Here is a 21,056-nt window from a genome sequence, read left to right as displayed (position 1 = left end):
TCTATTGCACCAATTTTCCAGAGTTTTTAGGGTGAAACACGATCTCCATCTCTAGCCCGCAAGCCTTCGCGTACTTATTCAAAGTGGATAGCTTCAGATCAAGACGATTCTCAATTTTAGATACATCTGGCTGGTCAATTCCAACAAGATCCGTTTGCTTCAAGCCAAGTGATTTTCTTAAGGCCTTTAGGTCAATGTCATAGTAGTCGTTTTGTTTGATTGCCGTCTTGGCATACTCAAAAAACTCGAGGTCTAAGTTGTCATAACTCATTAAGTTTCTCCCTGTTTCATCCGTAAAACAGATATTGATTTATTTAAATTATAACATGAATCGATTTTGGTGCGACTATTACTTCAAGTGCATAACGAAGTAGTCAGTTATTCACTTGAGTGAATATCAAAAACCGGATCTATGAAATTATGTACTAAAGTGCATATAACTTCAGTTTATTCACAAAATATTCACTTGTGTGCATAAGTCTAAATTTCACGCTGGATATATGCAGTCTAGGGCATAAAAAATATGCACTTTAATGAATATTTATTTTCTTTCTTTAAGCCAGAGCTCTCGAAGCTTGGCATATTTTAGAAAAGCATAGAGTCCGTTGATATAACAAACCATAAAGCCACGAGCACCATCTAAGAACCCGGCCCTAAGAATATAATCTCTGACAAAAACAAGTACGGGGCGCGTTATAACTTGAAGCATTGTCGATTTCTTACCCCTGTCAAAATAGGCTTTCGCAGCGATTGTCGAAAACTTGTCTTGCTGCACAATATGTTCTTCAATTGAAAAGTAAGTATAGTGTAGAAGATCTCCATCAAGAAATTTAGTCCTGGAGTTTGGAGACATCTCAATAATGTCGTGTGGGTTTACTCCACCCCACTTGGCCTTATCTTTATGAAAAATTCTAAGCTTACGATCTGGATACCAACCGCAGTGATAGATCCAGCGATCAATATACCAATTTCGACGATTAAAATTATAGCCGTCATAATCAGCAAGCGTATCTTTAATTGCCAAAATAGAATCACGAAGCTCGCTTGAGATGGCCTCATCAGCATCGAGAGAAAGGATATAATCGTGACTTGTTTGAGAAATGGCGAAGTTCTTTTGCTGGATATGGCCTTCAAATGCATTCTGGATAAATCGAACACCTTCAAATGATTCACAAATCTCTTGTGTGCGGTCGGTCGAAAATGAATCAATCACGACAATTTCATCAACGAGTCCACCGAGTGACTTTAGGCATCGCTCGATATTTCTTTCTTCGTTGAATGTGATCACTGTTGCTGAAATCATCATTATATAAATTTAACACGTAGTTTTTAATATTAAAATTTCTTTAATTCTATGCCATACTCTAGCCCTATGAATTTAAAAGATTTTATTACTAATCCGATCGAGCTCGAATATTTTGAGGGTTTGCTTTCTCAGTTAAATGAAAAAGCTGAACACTTAACAATTGCGACCCCAGAAAATGACACCGGAGTCTACCCTACTGCGATAGCTCCAAGAAAACTCCTTCGCGATGAACTTCCTTTTCATTCATATGAAGACATCAAACAACGCTATTCTACAAAGGAAGTCGTTGACTGCACCCTTTGGCTAAGAAAGATGCATGGAGGGCTTGGCTCAAGCCTTGATCGTTCGGACTACTTAAAAAAGTATGGCCGTTCAACACCTGGTTCAAAATCCACTGACCTCTATATTGAGACAGAGGAATTCGGTGCAATTAGTTTAGCAGAAGCTCAAATTATTCAAGCATCAAAGAAAACAAGCTCATTTAAGAAAGTGGTCCTACAGGACCTAGTTAATAATGATGTGAAACCAATCCTCGATGAAATGTGGAAAAAGTATGAACATCTTCTAAATGATAACTTCTCTCGTCTCGACTCTGTCATTCAACAAAAGCTTCCAACTATTAAGAATGGTGAGCTTTCACTAGAACGACTTGCCCCTGCTGGACACGGTGTCTTTGGTTATGAAGTTTTTAAAGGACCAAGGCCTGAAGGTGAAAATGTCATTGCCTGTATTGGAAATGGTGAAGATTTAAGCTCAACTCCAGATCGTGCCATCGTTAATTGGATGCTCACAGAGAATATACCAGTTGTTATGGTTACAACGACTAAAACAGAAAGAGATATGAAAGGTGGTCAAATCGCTCTTAAGACAGAGGGCGATAAAACCTATCTTACAATTATTGAAAAAGCCCAAGCTGAACAAGCTGGGCAGTTAGAGTATTTTGAAAAGCTTGGATTACGCGAAGAAGACGATGATGCTTTTTTTAATACGAATTTAGTACTCGTTAATTTTAATGCGGTTAAAGATTATAAAATAGCACTTCCTGATTTGATCAAAAATCAAAAAGGTGAGTTTTTACAACTTGAAGGTGCGATGGGTTCGGTGCTCTTGAACTCGGATCGGTTGGCCCGATTAATAGACAAGAAATTTGTTCATATTTTAAATGTTAACAGAGAGAATAGAGGAAAGTTTTTTAATCCTATAAAATCAAAAGATGACTTTGAATATATTATCTCTAACCTAAAACTAAATGAACAAATTTTTCATTTTATAAAAGAATAAAAAAGGGTTACTGACTCAACACGATAGTGAGTCACTGGTTTGTTATGATTCAATATTTTTTAATATTTTTACTCTCTTTCCTTGTATCTTATTTTACAATGCCAATCCTTATAAAATTTGCAAATCAAGCTACTATATTTGCAAATCCAAATGAGCGTTCATGTCATACACAAAAAATACCTAACCTAGGTGGAATTGGAATTTTCCTAGGTATGATGTTTTCTATAATGCTAATTACGCCAAATAATGAGTTTGCAAACTTACAATATCTTCTTGTCACACAAATGATAATTTTCTTTCTAGGATTAAAGGATGATATTTTTATCCTATCTGCGAGAAATAAGTTAGCTATTCAAGCAATATGCGCAATTATTCTCATGGTATTAGCAAAAGCAAGAATTACTAATTTTTATGGAACACTGGGAATATATGAACTAGACCCTGTAGAGTCTTATATTTTTACATTTATAACTATAATAGGTCTTGTAAATGCATTCAACTTAATCGATGGAATAAACTGGTTAGCTGGACTTATAGCTATATCTACTTGTTCATTTTTGAGCTTCTGGTTTATAACTAATGACTTTTCTCTATACGGCTCAATTACCTTATCTATAATTGGTTCAGTAATTGCATTTCTCATTTATAATAAAACACCAGCAAAAATATTTATGGGAGATACAGGATCTTTACTACTTGGCCTCACTATTACATATTTAATTATTAAATTTATTAATTTAAATCATTCTTCAGAGAGCTTGAACCTTTCGTTTCGATCTGCACCTACAATTGCAATAAGTTTATTTTTTATTCCAATTCTTGATACATTAAGAGTCTTCATTTTAAGGGTTTCCAAAAGAAAAAGCCCATTCTCTCCAGACAAGAATCATATACACCATATTCTACTAAAGAGAGGGTATAGCCATATCAAGAGTTCAGTCATCTTATTTTTAGTGAATACGGTCTGTATTATCATTTGTGTTGTACTAAATCAGATAAGTGGAAAGATTATTATCCCTACATTATTCGTTGTTACTTATACTGCTGTTAATCTCTTACTAATTAGGAATTTTAATAAAACAAATAAATCATCAATTCTTGAGAATTGAAAAAGAGTCACCTATGAATCAATTCGAATTACTTAAAAAAAATCTTCTAGAAAATCAATATACTTGGACAGTAACTGGCTGTGCAGGTTTTATTGGCTCCAACATTACAGAAACACTTTTAAAACTGAATCAAAGAGTTATCGGCTTAGATAATTTCTCGACAGGTCACCAGCACAATTTAGATGAAATAAGAGATAGTATAACAAAAGAACAATGGGATAATTTCTCATTTATTGATGGTGACATAAGGGATAAAGAAACATGTATAAAGGCCGTAGAAAGCTCAGACTACGTGATCCACCAAGCAGCTCTTGGTTCTGTCCCACGCTCTATAGCTGATCCGATTAATACTAATGAAAATAATATTAGTGGGTTTTTAAATATGTTAAATGCATCTAAAGATGCAAAAGTAAAAAGTTTTACTTATGCTTCTAGTAGTTCAGTATATGGAGATCACCCTGATCTACCAAAAATTGAACATAAAATTGGAGAGCCACTCTCTCCATATGCATTAACGAAACTAACAAATGAAAAATATGCTGAAGTCTTTGCAAAAACTTATGGCTTTTATGCCGCAGGATTAAGATACTTCAATGTTTTCGGAAAACGACAAGATCCAAATAGTGCATATGCTGCAGTAATTCCAAAATGGACCTCTTCATTAATAAATAATGATGAACTTTTTATTAATGGAGATGGAGAGACAAGTCGAGATTTTTGCTACATAGAAAACGTGGTTCAAGCGAACTTACTGGCTGCAACAACAAAATATAAAGAGTTCCCAGGTGCATTCAATATCGCGCTTGGAGATAGGACGACATTAAATGAGCTCCTCTCTCTTCTAGGAAAACATTTAAAAAACAACGATATATTAAGTCAGTCAGTCATCACTAAAAGAGATTTTAGAGCAGGTGACGTACGTCATTCACAAGCTGATATAAGTAAAGCAAAAACTATTATCGGTTATGAACCATTAGTTAGAATTGATGAAGGAATTCAAGAAGCAGTTCCTTGGTACATCAAACAATTCAAAGGCTAGGAATGAAATTATTAATCGTTGGCGCAAATGGAATGCTAGGTAACACACTCTATCGTTACTTCAGCAATAAATATGAGACAATCGCGACATCACGTTCTAAGAGTTGGTCAAAAGATGCTCTTGAAGGTTATGATATAAGTGACCTTGAAAAATTTGATAAACTTCTAAACGAATTCAAACCAGATATAGTGCTTAATTGTGTTGGTATAATTAAACAACTCAAAGATTCTAAAGATAGTATTATATCAATTAGAGCGAACGCTCTTTGGCCACATCAGTTATTAGAAATATGTAAAAAACACAAAGCCAAAATGATTCATTTTAGTACAGACTGTGTTTTCACAGGAAAAGTTGGAAACTATCATGAAACAGATACGCCCGATTCAGTAGACCTTTACGGTACCACTAAGAGACTTGGTGAAGTCGTAAATGATTTAAATGCCTTAACATTGAGAACCTCAATAATAGGACATGAAATCAACACATGCGTTTCATTAGTAGATTGGTTTTTATCACAAAAAGATGAATGTAATGGATTTAGCAAAGCTATCTATTCAGGTTTCCCTACTATTTCGATAGCTAAGATAATCGACAAATACTTAATTGAGAAGCTAATGAAGAACGAAATACATGGTCTCTACCATCTATCTAGTGATCCAATTAACAAGTATGACTTATTAAACATAATTGCTAAAGAGTATAATAAGAATATTATAATTCATAAAGATGAAGAATTTGAAATAGACAGAAGTCTTAACTCAGACAAGCTGAGGCAACTAATTCATTTTAAGCCTAGTAGCTGGGATGAATATGTAGCAGAAATGCATCAAGACTATCAAAACTTAAAAGACAAAAGGAAAGAGCAATGCCTTTAAAAGTCATGACTATCGTAGGAACTAGACCAGAAATTATTAAACTGAGTCGAGTAATTCCATTAATAGATAAATTTTTCGATCACATTCTTGTTCACACTGGACAGAATTACGATTATGAACTTAATGAAGTATTCTTTAATGACTTAGAGATTAGACAACCTGATCACTTTCTTAACGCTGCAAAAGGTAGTGCGATAGAGTCAATAGCAGAAATCATTAAAGCAAGCGGTGAAGTTTTAGAAAAAGAGATGCCTGATGCTCTTTTACTCTATGGTGATACAAACAGCTGCCTTTCTGTACTAGCAGCAAAAAAATTGAAAATTCCAATTTTCCATATGGAAGCTGGAAATAGATGCTTTGATCAACGTGTGCCAGAAGAAATAAATAGAAAGATCGTAGACCATCTTTCAGATATTAATTTTGTACACTCAGAGCATTCTAGAAGGTATTTAATAGATGAGGGACTAAGGCCAGAGCAAATAATTAAATCAGGAAGCCCTATGACGGAGGTTTTAAATAAATTCCTTCCAAGTATTAATGAAAGTAAAATTCTTGCTAAGCTTAAGCTCTCTAAAAAGGACTACTTCTTAGTAAGCGTACATAGAGAAGAAAATCTTGATAATCCTGAAAACTTTAAAGATCTTTTAGATTCTTTAAACACAGTGGCTACAACCTTCAATAAACGAATTATCGTCTCTACACATCCAAGAACAAGGAAAAAGCTAGAATCCCTTAATGATACTTCGTTTAATCCTCTAATCGAATTCATGAAGCCAGTTGGGTACTTTGATTACAATAATTTACAAATAAATTCCTTATGTACTATTTCTGATAGTGGTACTATAACTGAAGAATCCAGCCTTCTTAAGTTTCCTGCTATTACTATCAGGCAGGCCCATGAAAGACCAGAAGGGATGGATGCTGGAATATTGATTATGTCAGGTTTAAAACCAGATGATGTAATTAATTCAATAAATATTGCCATTGAGCAATCCAGAGAATTTAAAAACAGCGATATTGAAGATTATTCAAATCAAAATATATCGTATCAAGTAGTCAAAGTAATTCAAAGCTATACTGGCTATATAAACAGAACAACTTGGAAAAAAACTCTATAATAGAGAGGACAATATGTTTAAAAATAAAACTTTATTAATTACTGGTGGAACAGGATCATTTGGTAATGCAGTTCTTGATCGCTTCTTAGATACTGATTTAAATGAAATTCGTATTTTTTCTCGAGATGAAAAAAAACAAGATGATATGCGAAAGAAGTATAATAATGAGAAAATTAAATTCTATATTGGAGATGTTAGAGATTTCCAAAGCATCAACTCTGCAATGATTGGTGTGGATTATGTTTTTCATGCAGCAGCGCTGAAACAAGTACCTTCTTGTGAATTTTATCCACTAGAAGCAGTTAAGACAAATATACTTGGAACAGAAAATGTACTTACAGCTGCCATTAATAATGAAGTTAAAAAAGTTATTTGCCTAAGTACTGACAAGGCTGTTTATCCAATCAACGCAATGGGTATGAGCAAGGCCCTCATGGAAAAGACATTTGTAGCTAAAGCAAGAAGCATTGGAAATAACTCAAAGACTACTATCTGTGGTACTAGGTATGGAAATGTAATGGCTTCAAGGGGATCTGTAATTCCTCTTTTTATCTCTCAGATTGAGGAAGGTAAACCTATTACAATCACTGATCCAAACATGACACGTTTTATGATGTCACTGGAAGAAGCTGTTGAACTTGTAATATTTGCTTTTAAGAATGGAGAAAATGGTGACATTTTCGTTCAAAAATCTCCAGCAGCAACAATTAAAACTTTAGCGGAAGCTGTTAAGATCTTCAAAAACTCACCTGAGACAAATATCAACATTATCGGTACACGCCACGGTGAAAAACTCTATGAAACTCTATTAACAAGAGAAGAAATGGTAAATGCTATAGAGCTAGAGCGATATTACAGAATTATCCCAGATAGTCGTAGTCTTAACTATGAAAAGTACTTTGATAATGGCCAAGAAAATATATCAGAAGCTACAGAATATAATTCTCATAATACAGAACGACTTGATACAAATGAAATGCTAGGACTACTTAAAAGCTTGAAGGAACTAAAATAGTGTTAACAACTAAGAAATACGTTATTTCTTACAGCTATTCACATATACACTCCTCAGCTGGGACTCGAGTTAGATTACTCAATTCGAAGTATCTCAAGAATAATAACTGGAATATTGTTACAAGTAGACTTTCCACGATTTCGGAGGACAATGTTATCGTTATCCCTTCACTTGTGGATAAATTGTTCAAACCTATTTCTTACAACAATACAGAGTCTAAAAGAACTTTCAAAAAGATATTTAATAATTTACTTTGGCCAGATAGAGGGATCTTCTGGTCTATAAAAGTAATCATTTATTTCGTAGGTAAATTATTATTTGAGAAAGAAAAAATAAGAATAGTTGGAGTAGGGTATCCCTTCAGTTCTATACTTTGTAGTGCCATTATTAAGTCATTTTTTAAAAACAAAGTGCACTTTACAGCGCACTTTATCGATGGTTACTATCTAACAAGTAAAGACAGTTCTAATATTCTAAGAAAAAAAATAAATTATTTAACTGAGAAATTTGTACTAAAAAACTCAGACCACGCGATTGTTTGCGAAGATAAAATTAAAGAATTCAAAAAATGCTTCAACCAATTTGTTAACAAAACAACATTTGTACCAACAATGATAGGTATAGATACTGACTTAAGATCTTTCAATTCTCCGTACAATAACATTAAACATGATCATCATTTCTTTGGTGGTTCTCTCTATAGAAAGATAAGAAATCCAGAAAAAGTTATAGAGATATATAAACACTTGCAAAATACTATCTTTACAATTGCTGGTAATCTAAATGATTGTACAAGTATGGTCAAAAGCAGTGGCCACTTGGAATACGTGGGAAACTTATCACAAGAAGATTTAATTAATTATATTCAACACAGTAATATTCTTATCAATATAGACAATCAAACATCCATAGAACAGTCTCCAGGAAAAATTGTTGAATACATGGCTTTTCAAAAACCTATTATAAACTACTATAAGAATTCTTCTTTAAGTAAGTCAATTCTTGAAAAGTATGATTTATGTAAAGCAAGTTTAAGCATTGATATTGAAGAACCTATAGATACAAATCTTGAAAAAATAAATAACTTTATTAAATCTACTCAAAATCTTAATGGTAGACTTTACAGTACACCAGATACATTAGAGTTAACTTATAATTTGTATAATAGAGATACAAACTAGTGAAAAAAGACTTACTCTACACATTATCAGGTAATGCCACATTACAAGTTACATCCATTATATCTTCGATAATCATTTCAATCTACTATACACCTAAAGATCTAGGTAATTACTCTTTATTATTATTAATAAGCTCAATATTAGCGACACTCTATACACTAAGATCTGAAACTTTAATTATAATCGAACCTGATGATAAGCAAGCTAAGAACTTCTATCACTTTGCGCAAAACTTATCATTCATAATGTTTATCATTACAACCATAGTATGCTTACTTATTGTCCTAATTTTAAATGATTATTACTTCTATATATTTTTACCTTTCTTAGCATTTGTTACTTCTAATCAACTAACAGAAAGGGAAACATATTTTCGAAACTCTGAGTTTAAGCAAGAAGCAATAATATCAGGAGCAAGAGGCTTAATTAACAATATACTACAATTGGCTTTTAAAAGTATTCCACACTCTTTAATCCTGTCGAAGCTTATTTCAGAAACTACTTATATTATTCAAAGTAATTTAAAGAATAAACTCAGTATTAAATTTTCACTCGCTAAAACAATTGAAACATATAGAGCAAACTCCACTGCTTTGTTAAATTTAACTGCAAATAGAATTCTTCAAAACATTTCAAATAATGGCTTCTATTATATTACAACAATATTTTTCGGATTAACCAAACTTGGTCTGGTCACTCTCGCAACAAAAGTAATACAACTGCCGGCAAACTTTATGGGCGAAGGTTTATCTAAGATATTTGAAAAGTATCAACTTAATAAAGATAAGAATGAATTCAAATATTTCACCATTAGGTTTTATTTCACAATACTCGCTATTTCACTTATTACGGGACTTTCAATAGGAACCGTTTCATATTTTAATTTTTTTAATATTTTGCCTAGTAAATGGAACACTGTTTCAGGGATGGCCCTTATATTATCCCCTATCGTTATTGCAAATATCACTAACGCCTTTATAATTAGCTGTTTTAAAATAAAGAAAAAACTAACATTATTTAATAAAATAGAATTATCAGAAAGTTTTATTAAAGGAATTGTTTTAATCTATCTAGGTTATAGTAGTGATTTTAATTATTACTTATTAAGCTACTCTATACTTAGTATTTGTTTTCATTTTATTAAAGTTGTTTTTTTATATAAGGTGATAATTGAATGAAGATATTGAAAAACCCAACTTTCTATTATCTAGCATTACCAATGATTTTACCACATGGCTTAAGTTTTAACCAAGAGGCACATAATACATTGGCCCCTAAGTATATTTTCATTACAACATTTCTCTTCTTACTATTTACAACATTTAATAAAATTAAAGAATTTAAAACAAATGACTATATACAATTAATATCATTAATTATCATATCTATATGCAGCTATTTCTATACAGGTTTTTTTGAATTAACTTTCATATCGATATTAATGGTAACCTATTCTCTTATAGTGTTAAGAAAAACGGAAATAAATAAAGAAACAAGCTTCAAAATATTAGACTTTATTTTTCCTATCATTATTTTAAAAGGCATCTTTTATAGCTGGTATCAATCTAGAAACTTCGGATTAGGGAATCCTAATCATGCCGGATTTTCACTATGTCTCTATTATTCAATAATGCTCTTCAGAAGAAAGTATCTACATGCACTTATATTAATTTTCTGTTGTTTCTTAACATTATCTTACGGAACAATACTATCCGCTCTTATTATTACAGCTTCATACTTTCTAAATTTATATAATCTATTTCATAAACAGAAAAAAGTAGTACAAATCCTAGTCGTCATACTAACACCAATACTAATGACATTTGGTTATAAGTACCTAATTACATTTTCAATGGAAAAATCGAAGCTAATCCAGGGACAAAAACTAGCATTAAAACTTGAAGATAGAGAAGTAAAACACAATACAATTAAAAGAGGTAAATTTGATATATATCATCCCTCAAAGTTAACAAGAATATATCAATTAGATAAATTCATTGAGAACATTGATAAAAATATAATATTCGGAAATGAAGTTTCATTTATAACAAAGTACAAATTTACAATACACAATGCACTTTTCGGAAATATAGTTATAATCGGAGGATTAGCAACTCTGTTTTATACATTAATTTTAATGAATAGTTTTTCGAACCAGTTATTTATTCTAGCAAGCCTATCTCCATTTTTTGCGTTCGACACACCGACCAAATTAAATAGCTACTTTATAATACAATCATGGATCATTGGATTACTAATCACTAAATATACAACACATTCATTCAGCAAAGAGTATTTTAAAAAGTTTATCGTTAATAACTTTAGTAGAAAATCTTTTAATCGCAAGTTCCCTACTACGTTCACCCATTTCATCAATTTCTTTCGTAGAAAGACTTAAAAACTTTTTCATACCTTCAAATAGAGCATCACTTGACCTTGCTTCAAAAGTAATACCATTCTTATTACTAATTACTTGACGGCACCCTGGAACATCACTTGCCAATAGTACACACTTCATTGATGCTGCCTCAATCATGACTCTAGATAACCCTTCTCTATATGATGGTAAAACAAGAGCTTTTGTATTATCTAAAATAGTTGCTACATCATCGGAAAAACCTAAATATTCGATTGAAGACCCATCTAGCATTTTCACCAGCGCACTTTTCGAAATATGTCCCTGGTTCCCAATATCAATATTTCCGACAATGCCAATTTTAGCATTGGGAAATATATTTAGAATATCCTTACTCGCATTAATAAACTCGAATATCCCTTTATCTTTTATAATTCTACCAATGAATAAAAAATCAAACTCTCTATCCGAGGTATTATTCACAGAAGGAATGAGAGCTGTAATATCAACACCACTCCCCTCTATAAGTTGAAAATTATGAGGCTTTACCCCTTCATTTTTTATTAGTTCAAAATCATCTTCATTTTGAAAAATAATAGCCCTTGCTGAAGGGAATACAAACTTATACATCAAAACGACTAAAGATTTGACCATTCCCTTATTGATAAAAACAGTACCTAGGCCAGTAACATTATTGATATAGGGAATATTTAAAAGCTTACACACCGCACCACTGAATATATTAGGCTTAATTGTAAAGTTCATAACTACATCTAATTTATGACTGTTATAATATTTCAAATAGAACATGAGCAGTTTAAGATTTGACACAATCCCTAGCGATTTTCTCTCTAAAGAACTATTAATCACTTTAACGTTTGGTGCCAAATCCCCCAACTTCCCCTCAAAGCCATCATAACCAACAAGTACATGAACACTATCAAATCTCGAAGCTAGTTCACGAATCATTGATTTTCGGAAGTTATATACATACCAGGCATTTGATGCAACCACCCCTATATTATTAGACACACGACCTCTTTTTATTTAATATCTTGTTAAATTATTTTAAGTTTATAAAGGTAAAATATGAGAAATATTTCTGTTATTGGATTAGGATACGTGGGCCTACCGGTTGCCGTCAACTTTGCAAAAAAAACAAGCGTGATTGGTTTCGATATTAATGAAGCACGTATAAATGAATTACACGCTAAAAAAGATTCAACTAACGAAATTAATTTTGAAGATTTCGATAATATAAACATTAAATTTACGAATAAAATTGAAGATCTTAGAACAGCTGATTTCCATATCGTGGCAGTACCAACACCTATTGACGATTCTAAAAAGCCAGATCTCAGACCAATAATTGGTGCAAGTAATACAGTAGGAAAAGCATTAAAAAAAGGTGATATCGTTGTATATGAATCAACTGTATACCCAGGAGTCACTGAAGAAGTATGTGTTCCAATACTTGAAGAGTTATCTGGCCTCAAACATGGTGCAGATTTCTGGGTAGGATACTCGCCAGAAAGGATTAATCCTGGCGACAAAGAACATACTTTTACAAAAATCACCAAAGTTGTGGCCGGTTGCTGTGAAGAATCCCTCAAAATTATTTCTGAAACTTATGCGAGTGTAGTCACTGCAGGGGTCCATGAAGCATCATCAATTAAAGTCGCCGAAGCTGCTAAAGTTATTGAAAATACCCAACGTGACGTAAATATTGCTCTTATAAATGAGCTTGCACTTATTTTTGATAAAATGGATATCAACACTTTAGAAGTCCTAGAAGCAGCAAGCACAAAATGGAACTTTCTTAACTTTAGACCTGGCTTAGTTGGTGGTCATTGTATCGGAGTAGATCCGTATTACCTTACTCACAAAGCTGAACAACTTGGTTATCATCCAGATGTTATTTTGAGTGGCCGAAAAATTAACGACTATATTCCAAAATTTATTGCAGAAAAAGCAATTAAGTTAATGATAAAGAACAAAATTAATCTAGCTAGCACAACTATAACTATCCTAGGCCTCACTTTTAAAGAAAACTGCCCTGATTTAAGGAATTCGAAAGTTGTAGATATTATAAGCGAAATAAAATCTTATGGTATTAAAGTTCAAATTCACGAACCTGAAGCATCTGCAGAAGAAGCTCTACATGAATATGGGCTTGAAATAACAAAAGACATAAGTAAACTTGAAAAAACAGATTTAATTATTGGTGCTGTAGCCCATAATATCTATTCGAAAGAATATTTAAAAAATATAATCAATGACAATACAATCATTCTAGATGTGAAAAACTTCCTTAAAGGTTTTCATAACGGAACCTATTGGAGCCTGTAAGATATGAGCATGAAAGGAATCATTCTAGCAGGTGGCACAGGGACTAGATTGTACCCTGCGACATTCTCAGTATCTAAGCAAATACTGCCAATTTATAATAAACCAATGATTTACTACCCTCTCAGCGTTTTAATGCTTGCAAATATAAGAGATATTCTAATTATTACAACTAATAGAGATTTAAATACATTTAAAGAACTTTTAGGTGATGGATCGCAATTCGGCATCAATTTAGAGTATGCAATTCAAGATGAACCAAAAGGATTAGCTGAAGCATTCATCATTGGAGAGGAATTTATTGGCGACTCGTCTGTTTGTCTAATACTTGGTGATAATATCTTTTATGGGCAAGGAATAAGAGAAAAACTTGAGTCTGCCTCTAAGATACAATCAGGAGCAACAATTTTTGGATATTATGTTAATGACCCTGAGAGATATGGAGTAGCAGAAATTGATGACCAATACCATGTAACATCAATAGAAGAAAAACCAAAAAATCCAAAATCTAATTATGCTGTTACTGGCCTATACTTCTACGATAATAGCGTAATTGAGAAAGCTAAAAATGTTACTCCTTCAGATCGTGGAGAACTAGAAATTACATGTATAAATAATGCTTACCTTAAAGAAAAGAACATTAATATGGAAATTCTAGGAAGAGGTATAGCATGGCTTGATACTGGTACGCATGAAGCACTACTTGCAGCGAGCAATTTTGTTCATGCCATAGAAAACCGACAAGGCTTACAAATAGCATGTTTAGAAGAAATTGCTTTTTTAAAGAAATGGATTACAAAAGAAGATATTATAAATCTAATAACAAAATTGAAAGACAACACATATTCTATGTACTTAAAAAGGGTAGTAAAGCATGAGTAAAAATATCCTTATCTCTGGCGGTTCAGGCTTTATTGGATCAAACTTTATCAACTATTTCATAGATAAATACAAAGATTACCAAATTATCAATGTAGATAAGCTTACCTATGCAGCGAATGAAGATAATAACCAAGCATTATCAAACAGAGATAACTACCACTTTGTTCAAGCAGATATATGTGACACTCAAAAAATATATTCTATAATTGAAAAATATAATATTACGGATATTATTCATTTTGCCGCGGAATCACACGTAGATAATTCCATCAATGGCCCTGAATCTTTCATTAAAACGAATATAAATGGAACATTTAATTTACTAGATGCTAGCTACAAATACTGGTCAAAGAATAAACAACTAGTTACATCAAGGTTCCATCATATCTCAACAGATGAGGTATATGGTTCTTTAGATAAAGATGGATATTTTACTGAATCTTCACAGTATGCACCTAATTCACCGTATGCTTCATCCAAAGCTGCATCGGACATGCTTGTTAGAAGCTATCATAAAACATTTGGACTTAATACAGTCACTACAAATTGTTCAAATAATTACGGTCCTTACCAACATAGAGAAAAGCTAATTCCAAAAATTGTCTCAAATGCCTTAGAAATGAAACCGATTCCAATCTACGGAAGTGGGAAAAATGTTAGAGATTGGCTACATGTAATTGACCACTGCAGAGCAATTGACACAGTTTTTCACAACGCCAAAAACGGAGAAAAATATAATATTGGAGGAAACACGGAAATTAGTAATATTGAAATTGCAAAATTGATTTGCAATATTATTAATGAACTTTTACCAGAACGTGAAAATGATCACAACTTACTTATAACATTTGTCGAAGATAGATTAGGACATGATTTTAGGTATGCAATAGATTCTACTAAAATTAAAAATGATTTAAATTGGTCGCCTAGTATTGATTTCGAAACAGGAATTAAAGAGACAGTTAAACATTTTTTGAATCTAAATAACTCTTAATTTCACTAATTGAAGAGTTTGATAACACATCAATAATTGATAAGTAAGGAATAAATAAGTCCGTGCCTTGTTCATAAACAAAGCTTGGTAACTCTATAAATTTCAAGTCAATCCCATTATCATTAAAAGGGCCATCAGAATACAAATCCCGCCCACCCGGTAAATTATAATACTCAGTAGTTTTTAAAGCCTTACAAATTTCAATTATTCTATCTTGCCCTTTAAGTTCACTGGAGATTTTAAATTCACTCGAACGATAAAATACGGTTTTGAGATCTAATAAGTTCGCAACTTTCTTAAGTTGATTTTCTAAAAAAATAGATAATGAAGTATTTTGACAGACATCCTTAGAAAATAAATAATCGATCATTTTTATTCCATATAAAGACTTACTATATGAATGAAGAAGAGTTTTTCTTAAGTTTTCAATAGAATCAGAACAAATATCAATCTCATTAATTTTTTTATTAATGCTAGCTTTCTTCAAACTTAATGTAATCAGCTTTTTTTCTTTATTAACTATTATATTATTTCTGTTTATCCAACCTCTTTTAATGAAGTTCACATCATCGAAAATTACAAAATTATCAACACTTGCTATTAATTGTATATAACCAAGATATGGTAAAAAATATGGTTGCATAACTGCTGTTTTAATAAATACCTACTCTTTTAAAATCTTTATAATTCTATCAACATCATTATCACTTAAGTCGGCAAATAAAGGTAAACATAGAATTCTTGAAGAAATATCTCTTGAAATATTACAAATATTTGAACTATTTATTAATGTATCTAGTGAAGGCATAAAGTACCTTCTAGGATATATATCCAATGCATTCAAAGACAATATTTTATCATTCAGTTCTTTTTCAGATTTGAATAATATTGGTGCATATGAATAGTTCCATTCAACTTCCATATTTAGATTTTGAAATTTATATTTATCATTCAATTCATTTTTATACTTATGATATATAAGCTTTCTTCTATTAACAGATTCTTCAAAAACATCAAGCTGTGTAATCCCCATAACAGCATGTACTTCACTCATCTTTGCATTAATACCAAATACTTTTTCGCCTTCTATATCAACTACTCCAAACGAACGAAGGCTTCTTAATTTATCAGCTAAATCAGTATCATTCGTAATAATCGCTCCACCTTCTATTGTCTGAAAAACTTTAGTTGCATGAAAACTCAAAGTTGAGGCTTTTCCATAAGAAAGTACACTTCTCCCCTCTTTCGTAACACCAAAAGCATGAGCTGCATCATATATCAAATGAACGTTATTCTCTTTAGCAATAAATTCAAACTCTTCAAGAAAACATGGTTGACCAAAAACATGAACAGGTAAAATGGCTTCAACATCTAAAAGGTCATCCTTACTAACTAAGTTAGGAGAAAGATTAAATGTGTCATCGCAAATATCAGTAAATACGGGCTCTATCCCTTCCCATTTCAAACTACTCATTGTAGCCAAAAAAGAAAAAGGTGTTGTTAATACCTTTTTACGAATTCCCAAAGCCTTATATAATAACTGTAGTGCAATTGTACCATTAGATACTAAAACAACATTTTCAACATCAAGAAAGGCCTTTAGCTTCTCCTCTAACAGTTGTACAAAAGGTCCATTGTTCGTAAAGTTATTTGATTCTAAAACTTTAGAGATCAAAGACTCATATTTTTCAACATTTGGGATATATGGTTTAACAACATTTATATTATTCAAATTAAAGTCCTTAATATGAAATAGATCATTTGAAATTATATTAGACTAAATATACTATATATTACAATAAGGAGAATACATATGCATGAAATTGATGCTACTTCATTAGAACAAAATACATTAATAAATACTTTGAAAAGCGTTGTCGAAAAAGGCACAACTCCTTATGTAATCATCCGCAATGCAACAAAACTCTATAATGAAGATGAATGGCTAGATTTTCTAACTAACAACTGCAACTTAAAAAGAGATTGCCGTCAATTTGATGCTGATTCGAATTTCTTATTAACAGACTGGTGGACGATTTCATATAATCCTGAAAAAGACTATAGCTATGCTCATAGCAAAACCCCTCAACCATTTCATAATGACAATGCATGGTTTCAAGACCCTGCTGAGATTAATTTTTTCATTATGAAGAAACAGTCTCAAATAGGAGGGGAACAAAAAATTATTCTAGTAAATGATTTTGTTAATTTTTTAAAGGAAAATAATCCAATCTTACTAAATTCATTATTAACGACTCAAGTAAAAATCAAAAAAGGAACTACTGATAACGAATACAATGGAACTATATTGAATAATAGTAATGGTGAATTTGAAATGCACTGGAATTACTACAGAACTGATAAAAGTAATTCAAAAATAGAACAAATGTGTGATGACTTATTCAATCTTCTAAAACAGTTAGAAACAACTAAAATAGTCCAAACAGTAAGACTTAATACTGGGGATGGCCTCTGTATCGCGGATATGAAACTACTACACGGAAGAAACTCTTATCATGCAGAAAGGAAAGATGACAGAATCTTACTCCAATCTATGTGGAGGCTTTAGCATTTCTATCACAGTATAGATATAAGATAACATTTATCAAAGCTACCAAAAACCAAGAGGACAAAGACGACCACACAGCACCTTTTACACCGTAAACAGGTATCAATAGATAGTTTAAAAATAGATTCAAAACTGCAGCCATAAGAGAAACTAAAGAAACTTGTAAAAACATTCCTCTTAAAATCCATTGCGGAGAAATACTTGCAGAAAAAGAAGACATCACAACTCCTAACAGAAGTAGCCTATAGATATCAATTGCATCATAAAATTCACTTCCCATGAAATATGAAATAATTGGAACACATAAAAAATATGCAATAATAGCTGCGAAAACCATTATAGAAGTAGTGTATATTATCAATTTTTTATGTGTTTTCCAGTTTGAACTTAAATCAGCTTGATTCAATCCACCCAGAAGAACTATCCTCACTGTTTGTGGAATAACTAATAAAAAGTTGATAAGGGCTACAGCCAACTGATAATTTCCTGTATCAAAGTTACCAAGAAAATAATTTATCATTAATACGTCACTAGAAGTAAATATATAAGTTGCAACTACCCCTAGGTGTAAATGAGAACCATTTTTTAAGTATTTTTTGAACGTCACAAGCTTTGGTATTTCTAGCTTTAAGCCCTCTTTAATCAAAGACAAACTACATATAAACACACAAATTAATGATACTATTAATTGAGACCACAACAGACTTACGATTTTTAATTTATCGGTAAAATACAACAGGGAAATCAATATTAATAAGAGTACTTGTGTTACAAATTTTACTTTATTGAAAAAAACTATTTTACCTAATCCTGAAAAAATTGGCTCAACAAAACTTTCCCACAATAAAGCAAGTGCATAAAAAGTAACAAAAAAGATATAGAAATAATTATCTAAAAAAATTAAATCTACATTCGAAAAATATTTTAGTACAAAGACTGCTAAAATTTGAAATAGGAAAACTATAAGTAAATAAATTGAAAGGATTGGTAATGCCTCATCTACCCACGCAGAAGATTCTAACCTCTTTCTACTTATTGCAATTTGACCTAAACTTAAAGAGCAAACAATTGCGACAGAACCTGCCCAAGTAGTTAATGTGGCAAACTCACCACGTCCTACTGCCCCCAAACCTCTTGCTGTTACCGTTAAAATAACAAAACCTATAATCATACTCAAAATTTTAAGTATACTACTTGAAAAGATCATTCTGATCATAAATTATCCCTCAATAATACTAAGGTAATAGTCGATTATAGATTGTGGAGAATAATTTTTATCAGCATATAACCTCGAGTATTCTCCAATTTTTTTTCTGTACTCTAAATCTTGTAATCTAATCAGTTGATGACATACTTCTTCAGCATTAGAAGCAACACAAATTGGTAAATCTTTGCTAGGTGCTTCACTTTCAATCTCTTGTATATTAGTTAAAACAGGTCGGCCAAAACACAATGCATCTACGCCTACCATTCCCATCGCAGAAGCACCTAATTGATCAACTATTACATCAGACATTATAAATTGCTTATACAATTCTGACTGACTCATTTCCTCGAACCAGATAACTTCATTTTCTAAAGCTAGTTCTTTAACTAGCGCAACCGTTTCATCAATATCAACGCCCTTCTTAACTAAACATAAGCTAATAGATATATTAGATCTCTCTTTAAAGAGCTTAATTCCATATAAAAGCTTATCTACATCTTTATAATCAAGTTCCGTTAAATTATTTTTAAGTGGTCTAACCCAATTCAACCTAGCGCCACAAAATACTTTTAACTTATTAGAAGAGCTATCAAGAATTGGTGTATATTTAATTGATTTATTATTACCAATCATAAATGACGTTCTAATTTTAGATTTAGGATTTATTTCATCTAATATTTTATCACCATGTGGTAAAAAACCTTTTTTAAAATAATTAAAAAATTTGGCATTTCTAATGCTATTCCTCATTGATAGGATAATAAAATATAAAAAGTATTGGCGTATAAATAGCTTTAAACCATTTTCCTTAAGAAATTTAATTGAAAAGAGCTTCAAACTTGCTAAGTTTCCATAAACATCTAAATCTGAACCTGTTATGAGCACACCATAATCAACTCTAATCAACCATGCAATAATTGTAGGCATTCCATTATAGAAAATAAAATCATAACTTTTTAATTTCTTATAAAACTTTAATCTAGAGAGAGTAGGTAAGAAGAAAGAGTATCCAAATTTAAATAATGTGGATACATTAAAAATCCAATCACTATTTTCTAGAGAAGAATCTCTATTAACAGGATTATGTAAATCGTCTGATTTATCACAATATAAATCAACTTTATATCCCCTTTCTCTAAGTTCTAAAACGAGAGGAAGGGGATAATTATTTGTATTACCAAAAAATGCTATACGCATTATTTTTTTCTAGCAACAAATAGCTTTCTAGTTAACTGTTGATAGATATCATATTTTCCAGAGCTTACAATTTTATCATGAATTGCCCTGTCAACGCCTTCATAGTATGAGTGGGCATCATCAAAGCAAATCCAGCCCCCCGATACTAATAATGGTTCAGCTCTTTCAATATCCTGAACAACAGCATCATATGAGTGATCACCGTCTAAAAATACTAACTTGTACTTACTCTTAAGTGTAGCGCCAATAATTGTAGAGTCTGACTTAAATGGAGAAACGATACCACTAACTCCAGCATTTTCAATAGCTTCATTAAAAGCATCTAGTACACTTTCATACTTTTCATATATCGGAGCAATATCTCTTTCAAAGGGTTCCTTCCAAACTGTTTGTACATGGTAACCGTCTTTAATATCACCATTAAGGTCTACACGAAAGCTATAACTACCATCTTCATTTTCATACCAGTCCGACTTAGAAGGGAATAGGTCAACACAATCTACTTTAGTGTCACCAATTTTAGTTGCCGCTAAACCTAAAACAACCGCAGATCGACCACACCATGAACCAACCTCAAGTAC

The 21,056-nt window shown here is 31.8% G+C and carries 20 protein-coding genes; 12 read left to right on the top strand and 8 right to left on the bottom strand.

Annotated features, from left to right (window positions below; genetic code table 11):
- Position 1 precedes the first annotated feature (1 nt).
- Together ABMA79_RS13555 and ABMA79_RS13550 are read right to left on the bottom strand one after the other, a co-directional pair.
- Positions 2-271, bottom strand: a complete 270-nt coding sequence (locus ABMA79_RS13555) for a helix-turn-helix domain-containing protein (RefSeq protein WP_393093260.1) — start codon at positions 269-271, stop codon at positions 2-4.
- Positions 272-541: 270 nt separating this feature from the next.
- Entirely contained in the window at positions 542-1,306 is a 765-nt protein-coding gene (locus ABMA79_RS13550; protein ID WP_393093257.1) for a glycosyltransferase family 2 protein, read from the bottom strand.
- A gap of 66 nt (positions 1,307-1,372) precedes the next feature.
- Here ABMA79_RS13550 and ABMA79_RS13545 point away from each other — a divergent pair, with 66 nt between their 5' ends.
- The 8 genes from ABMA79_RS13545 to ABMA79_RS13510 all read left to right on the top strand — a co-directional run bounded on the left by ABMA79_RS13545 (position 1,373) and on the right by ABMA79_RS13510 (position 10,102).
- Positions 1,373-2,587 carry a UTP--glucose-1-phosphate uridylyltransferase gene (locus tag ABMA79_RS13545; RefSeq protein WP_393093254.1) on the top strand — a complete coding sequence of 405 codons (1,215 nt, stop codon included), beginning with the start codon at positions 1,373-1,375 and terminating at the stop codon, positions 2,585-2,587.
- Between the two features lie 44 nt (positions 2,588-2,631).
- Positions 2,632-3,696: a glycosyltransferase family 4 protein gene (locus tag ABMA79_RS13540; RefSeq protein ID WP_393093251.1), complete on the top strand. Its 1,065-nt coding sequence runs from the start codon at positions 2,632-2,634 to the stop codon at positions 3,694-3,696.
- Positions 3,697-3,709: 13 nt separating this feature from the next.
- On the top strand, positions 3,710-4,735 hold the full coding sequence (locus ABMA79_RS13535) for an SDR family oxidoreductase (RefSeq protein WP_393093248.1): 1,026 nt from the start codon (positions 3,710-3,712) through the stop codon (positions 4,733-4,735).
- Positions 4,736-4,737: 2 nt separating this feature from the next.
- Positions 4,738-5,610, top strand: a complete 873-nt coding sequence (locus tag ABMA79_RS13530) for a dTDP-4-dehydrorhamnose reductase family protein (protein WP_393093246.1) — start codon at positions 4,738-4,740, stop codon at positions 5,608-5,610.
- Complete coding sequence (wecB, locus tag ABMA79_RS13525) at positions 5,601-6,728, top strand: non-hydrolyzing UDP-N-acetylglucosamine 2-epimerase (protein WP_393093243.1); 1,128 nt, start codon at positions 5,601-5,603, stop codon at positions 6,726-6,728. The genes ABMA79_RS13530 and wecB overlap by 10 nt, the downstream gene beginning before the upstream one ends.
- A 13-nt stretch (positions 6,729-6,741) precedes the next feature.
- Positions 6,742-7,743 (top strand): polysaccharide biosynthesis protein, encoded by a 1,002-nt coding sequence (locus tag ABMA79_RS13520; RefSeq protein ID WP_392910813.1) that lies wholly within the window; start codon positions 6,742-6,744, stop codon positions 7,741-7,743.
- Positions 7,744-7,916: 173 nt separating this feature from the next.
- Entirely contained in the window at positions 7,917-8,924 is a 1,008-nt protein-coding gene (locus ABMA79_RS13515; RefSeq protein ID WP_393093240.1) for a hypothetical protein, read from the top strand.
- Positions 8,924-10,102 (top strand): hypothetical protein, encoded by a 1,179-nt coding sequence (locus ABMA79_RS13510; RefSeq protein ID WP_393093237.1) that lies wholly within the window; start codon positions 8,924-8,926, stop codon positions 10,100-10,102. The genes ABMA79_RS13515 and ABMA79_RS13510 overlap by 1 nt, the downstream gene beginning before the upstream one ends.
- Before the next feature lie 1,100 nt (positions 10,103-11,202).
- Here the strand turns inward: ABMA79_RS13510 and ABMA79_RS13505 are convergent.
- A complete protein-coding gene (locus ABMA79_RS13505) occupies positions 11,203-12,312 on the bottom strand; it encodes a glycosyltransferase family 4 protein (protein WP_393093234.1) in 1,110 nt (369 codons plus the stop codon).
- A gap of 57 nt (positions 12,313-12,369) precedes the next feature.
- Between ABMA79_RS13505 and ABMA79_RS13500 the strand changes: the two genes are divergently transcribed.
- The 3 genes from ABMA79_RS13500 to rfbB are packed head-to-tail and all read left to right on the top strand — an operon-like array spanning position 12,370 to position 15,502.
- On the top strand, positions 12,370-13,629 hold the full coding sequence (locus ABMA79_RS13500; protein WP_393093231.1) for a nucleotide sugar dehydrogenase: 1,260 nt from the start codon (positions 12,370-12,372) through the stop codon (positions 13,627-13,629).
- A gap of 9 nt (positions 13,630-13,638) precedes the next feature.
- The gene (gene rfbA / locus ABMA79_RS13495) at positions 13,639-14,508 is read left to right on the top strand and encodes a glucose-1-phosphate thymidylyltransferase RfbA (protein WP_393093228.1); all 870 of its coding nucleotides are present in this window, start codon (positions 13,639-13,641) and stop codon (positions 14,506-14,508) included.
- Entirely contained in the window at positions 14,501-15,502 is a 1,002-nt protein-coding gene (rfbB, locus tag ABMA79_RS13490) for a dTDP-glucose 4,6-dehydratase (RefSeq protein WP_393093225.1), read from the top strand. Before rfbA ends, rfbB begins: the two co-directional genes overlap by 8 nt.
- Here the strand turns inward: rfbB and ABMA79_RS13485 are convergent.
- Together ABMA79_RS13485 and ABMA79_RS13480 are read right to left on the bottom strand one after the other, a co-directional pair.
- The gene (locus ABMA79_RS13485; RefSeq protein WP_393093222.1) at positions 15,471-16,145 is read right to left on the bottom strand and encodes a WbqC family protein; all 675 of its coding nucleotides are present in this window, start codon (positions 16,143-16,145) and stop codon (positions 15,471-15,473) included. The two genes, rfbB and ABMA79_RS13485, sit on opposite strands and share 32 nt — an antisense overlap.
- A gap of 21 nt (positions 16,146-16,166) precedes the next feature.
- Positions 16,167-17,234 carry a DegT/DnrJ/EryC1/StrS family aminotransferase gene (locus tag ABMA79_RS13480; RefSeq protein ID WP_393093220.1) on the bottom strand — a complete coding sequence of 356 codons (1,068 nt, stop codon included), beginning with the start codon at positions 17,232-17,234 and terminating at the stop codon, positions 16,167-16,169.
- 81 nt (positions 17,235-17,315) lie between these two features.
- Between ABMA79_RS13480 and ABMA79_RS13475 the strand changes: the two genes are divergently transcribed.
- Positions 17,316-18,071 (top strand): TauD/TfdA family dioxygenase, encoded by a 756-nt coding sequence (locus ABMA79_RS13475; RefSeq protein ID WP_393093218.1) that lies wholly within the window; start codon positions 17,316-17,318, stop codon positions 18,069-18,071.
- On the opposite strand, the gene ABMA79_RS13470 is transcribed toward ABMA79_RS13475, so the two are convergent.
- From ABMA79_RS13470 to ABMA79_RS13460, 3 genes are all read right to left on the bottom strand, one after another.
- Positions 18,055-19,287: an oligosaccharide flippase family protein gene (locus ABMA79_RS13470; RefSeq protein WP_393093215.1), complete on the bottom strand. Its 1,233-nt coding sequence runs from the start codon at positions 19,285-19,287 to the stop codon at positions 18,055-18,057. The genes ABMA79_RS13475 and ABMA79_RS13470 overlap by 17 nt on opposite strands.
- A gap of 3 nt (positions 19,288-19,290) precedes the next feature.
- Positions 19,291-20,475: a glycosyltransferase gene (locus tag ABMA79_RS13465; protein WP_393093212.1), complete on the bottom strand. Its 1,185-nt coding sequence runs from the start codon at positions 20,473-20,475 to the stop codon at positions 19,291-19,293.
- Positions 20,475-21,056, bottom strand: a 582-nt coding sequence (locus tag ABMA79_RS13460) for a class I SAM-dependent methyltransferase (protein WP_393093209.1), incomplete at its 5' end; no start/stop codon positions are given. The genes ABMA79_RS13465 and ABMA79_RS13460, both read right to left, overlap by 1 nt.

The organism is Halobacteriovorax sp. HFRX-2_2 (genome assembly GCF_043196705.1).
GTDB lineage: Bacteria > Bdellovibrionota > Bacteriovoracia > Bacteriovoracales > Bacteriovoracaceae > Halobacteriovorax_A.
The sequence above is the reverse complement of the archived record's forward strand: the minus strand, read 5'-3'. Positions and strand labels throughout refer to the sequence as shown.

Coding starts and splice junctions, on each gene's coding strand:
- ABMA79_RS13555 (WP_393093260.1), bottom strand. CDS start 271: ATGAGTTATGACAACTTAGACCTCGAGTTTTTTGAGTATGCCAAGACG.
- ABMA79_RS13550 (WP_393093257.1), bottom strand. CDS start 1,306: ATGATGATTTCAGCAACAGTGATCACATTCAACGAAGAAAGAAATATC.
- ABMA79_RS13545 (WP_393093254.1), top strand. CDS start 1,373: ATGAATTTAAAAGATTTTATTACTAATCCGATCGAGCTCGAATATTTT.
- ABMA79_RS13540 (WP_393093251.1), top strand. CDS start 2,632: ATGATTCAATATTTTTTAATATTTTTACTCTCTTTCCTTGTATCTTAT.
- ABMA79_RS13535 (WP_393093248.1), top strand. CDS start 3,710: ATGAATCAATTCGAATTACTTAAAAAAAATCTTCTAGAAAATCAATAT.
- ABMA79_RS13530 (WP_393093246.1), top strand. CDS start 4,738: ATGAAATTATTAATCGTTGGCGCAAATGGAATGCTAGGTAACACACTC.
- wecB (WP_393093243.1), top strand. CDS start 5,601: ATGCCTTTAAAAGTCATGACTATCGTAGGAACTAGACCAGAAATTATT.
- ABMA79_RS13520 (WP_392910813.1), top strand. CDS start 6,742: ATGTTTAAAAATAAAACTTTATTAATTACTGGTGGAACAGGATCATTT.
- ABMA79_RS13500 (WP_393093231.1), top strand. CDS start 12,370: ATGAGAAATATTTCTGTTATTGGATTAGGATACGTGGGCCTACCGGTT.
- rfbA (WP_393093228.1), top strand. CDS start 13,639: ATGAAAGGAATCATTCTAGCAGGTGGCACAGGGACTAGATTGTACCCT.
- rfbB (WP_393093225.1), top strand. CDS start 14,501: ATGAGTAAAAATATCCTTATCTCTGGCGGTTCAGGCTTTATTGGATCA.
- ABMA79_RS13485 (WP_393093222.1), bottom strand. CDS start 16,145: ATGCAACCATATTTTTTACCATATCTTGGTTATATACAATTAATAGCA.
- ABMA79_RS13475 (WP_393093218.1), top strand. CDS start 17,316: ATGCATGAAATTGATGCTACTTCATTAGAACAAAATACATTAATAAAT.
- ABMA79_RS13470 (WP_393093215.1), bottom strand. CDS start 19,287: ATGATCAGAATGATCTTTTCAAGTAGTATACTTAAAATTTTGAGTATG.
- ABMA79_RS13465 (WP_393093212.1), bottom strand. CDS start 20,475: ATGCGTATAGCATTTTTTGGTAATACAAATAATTATCCCCTTCCTCTC.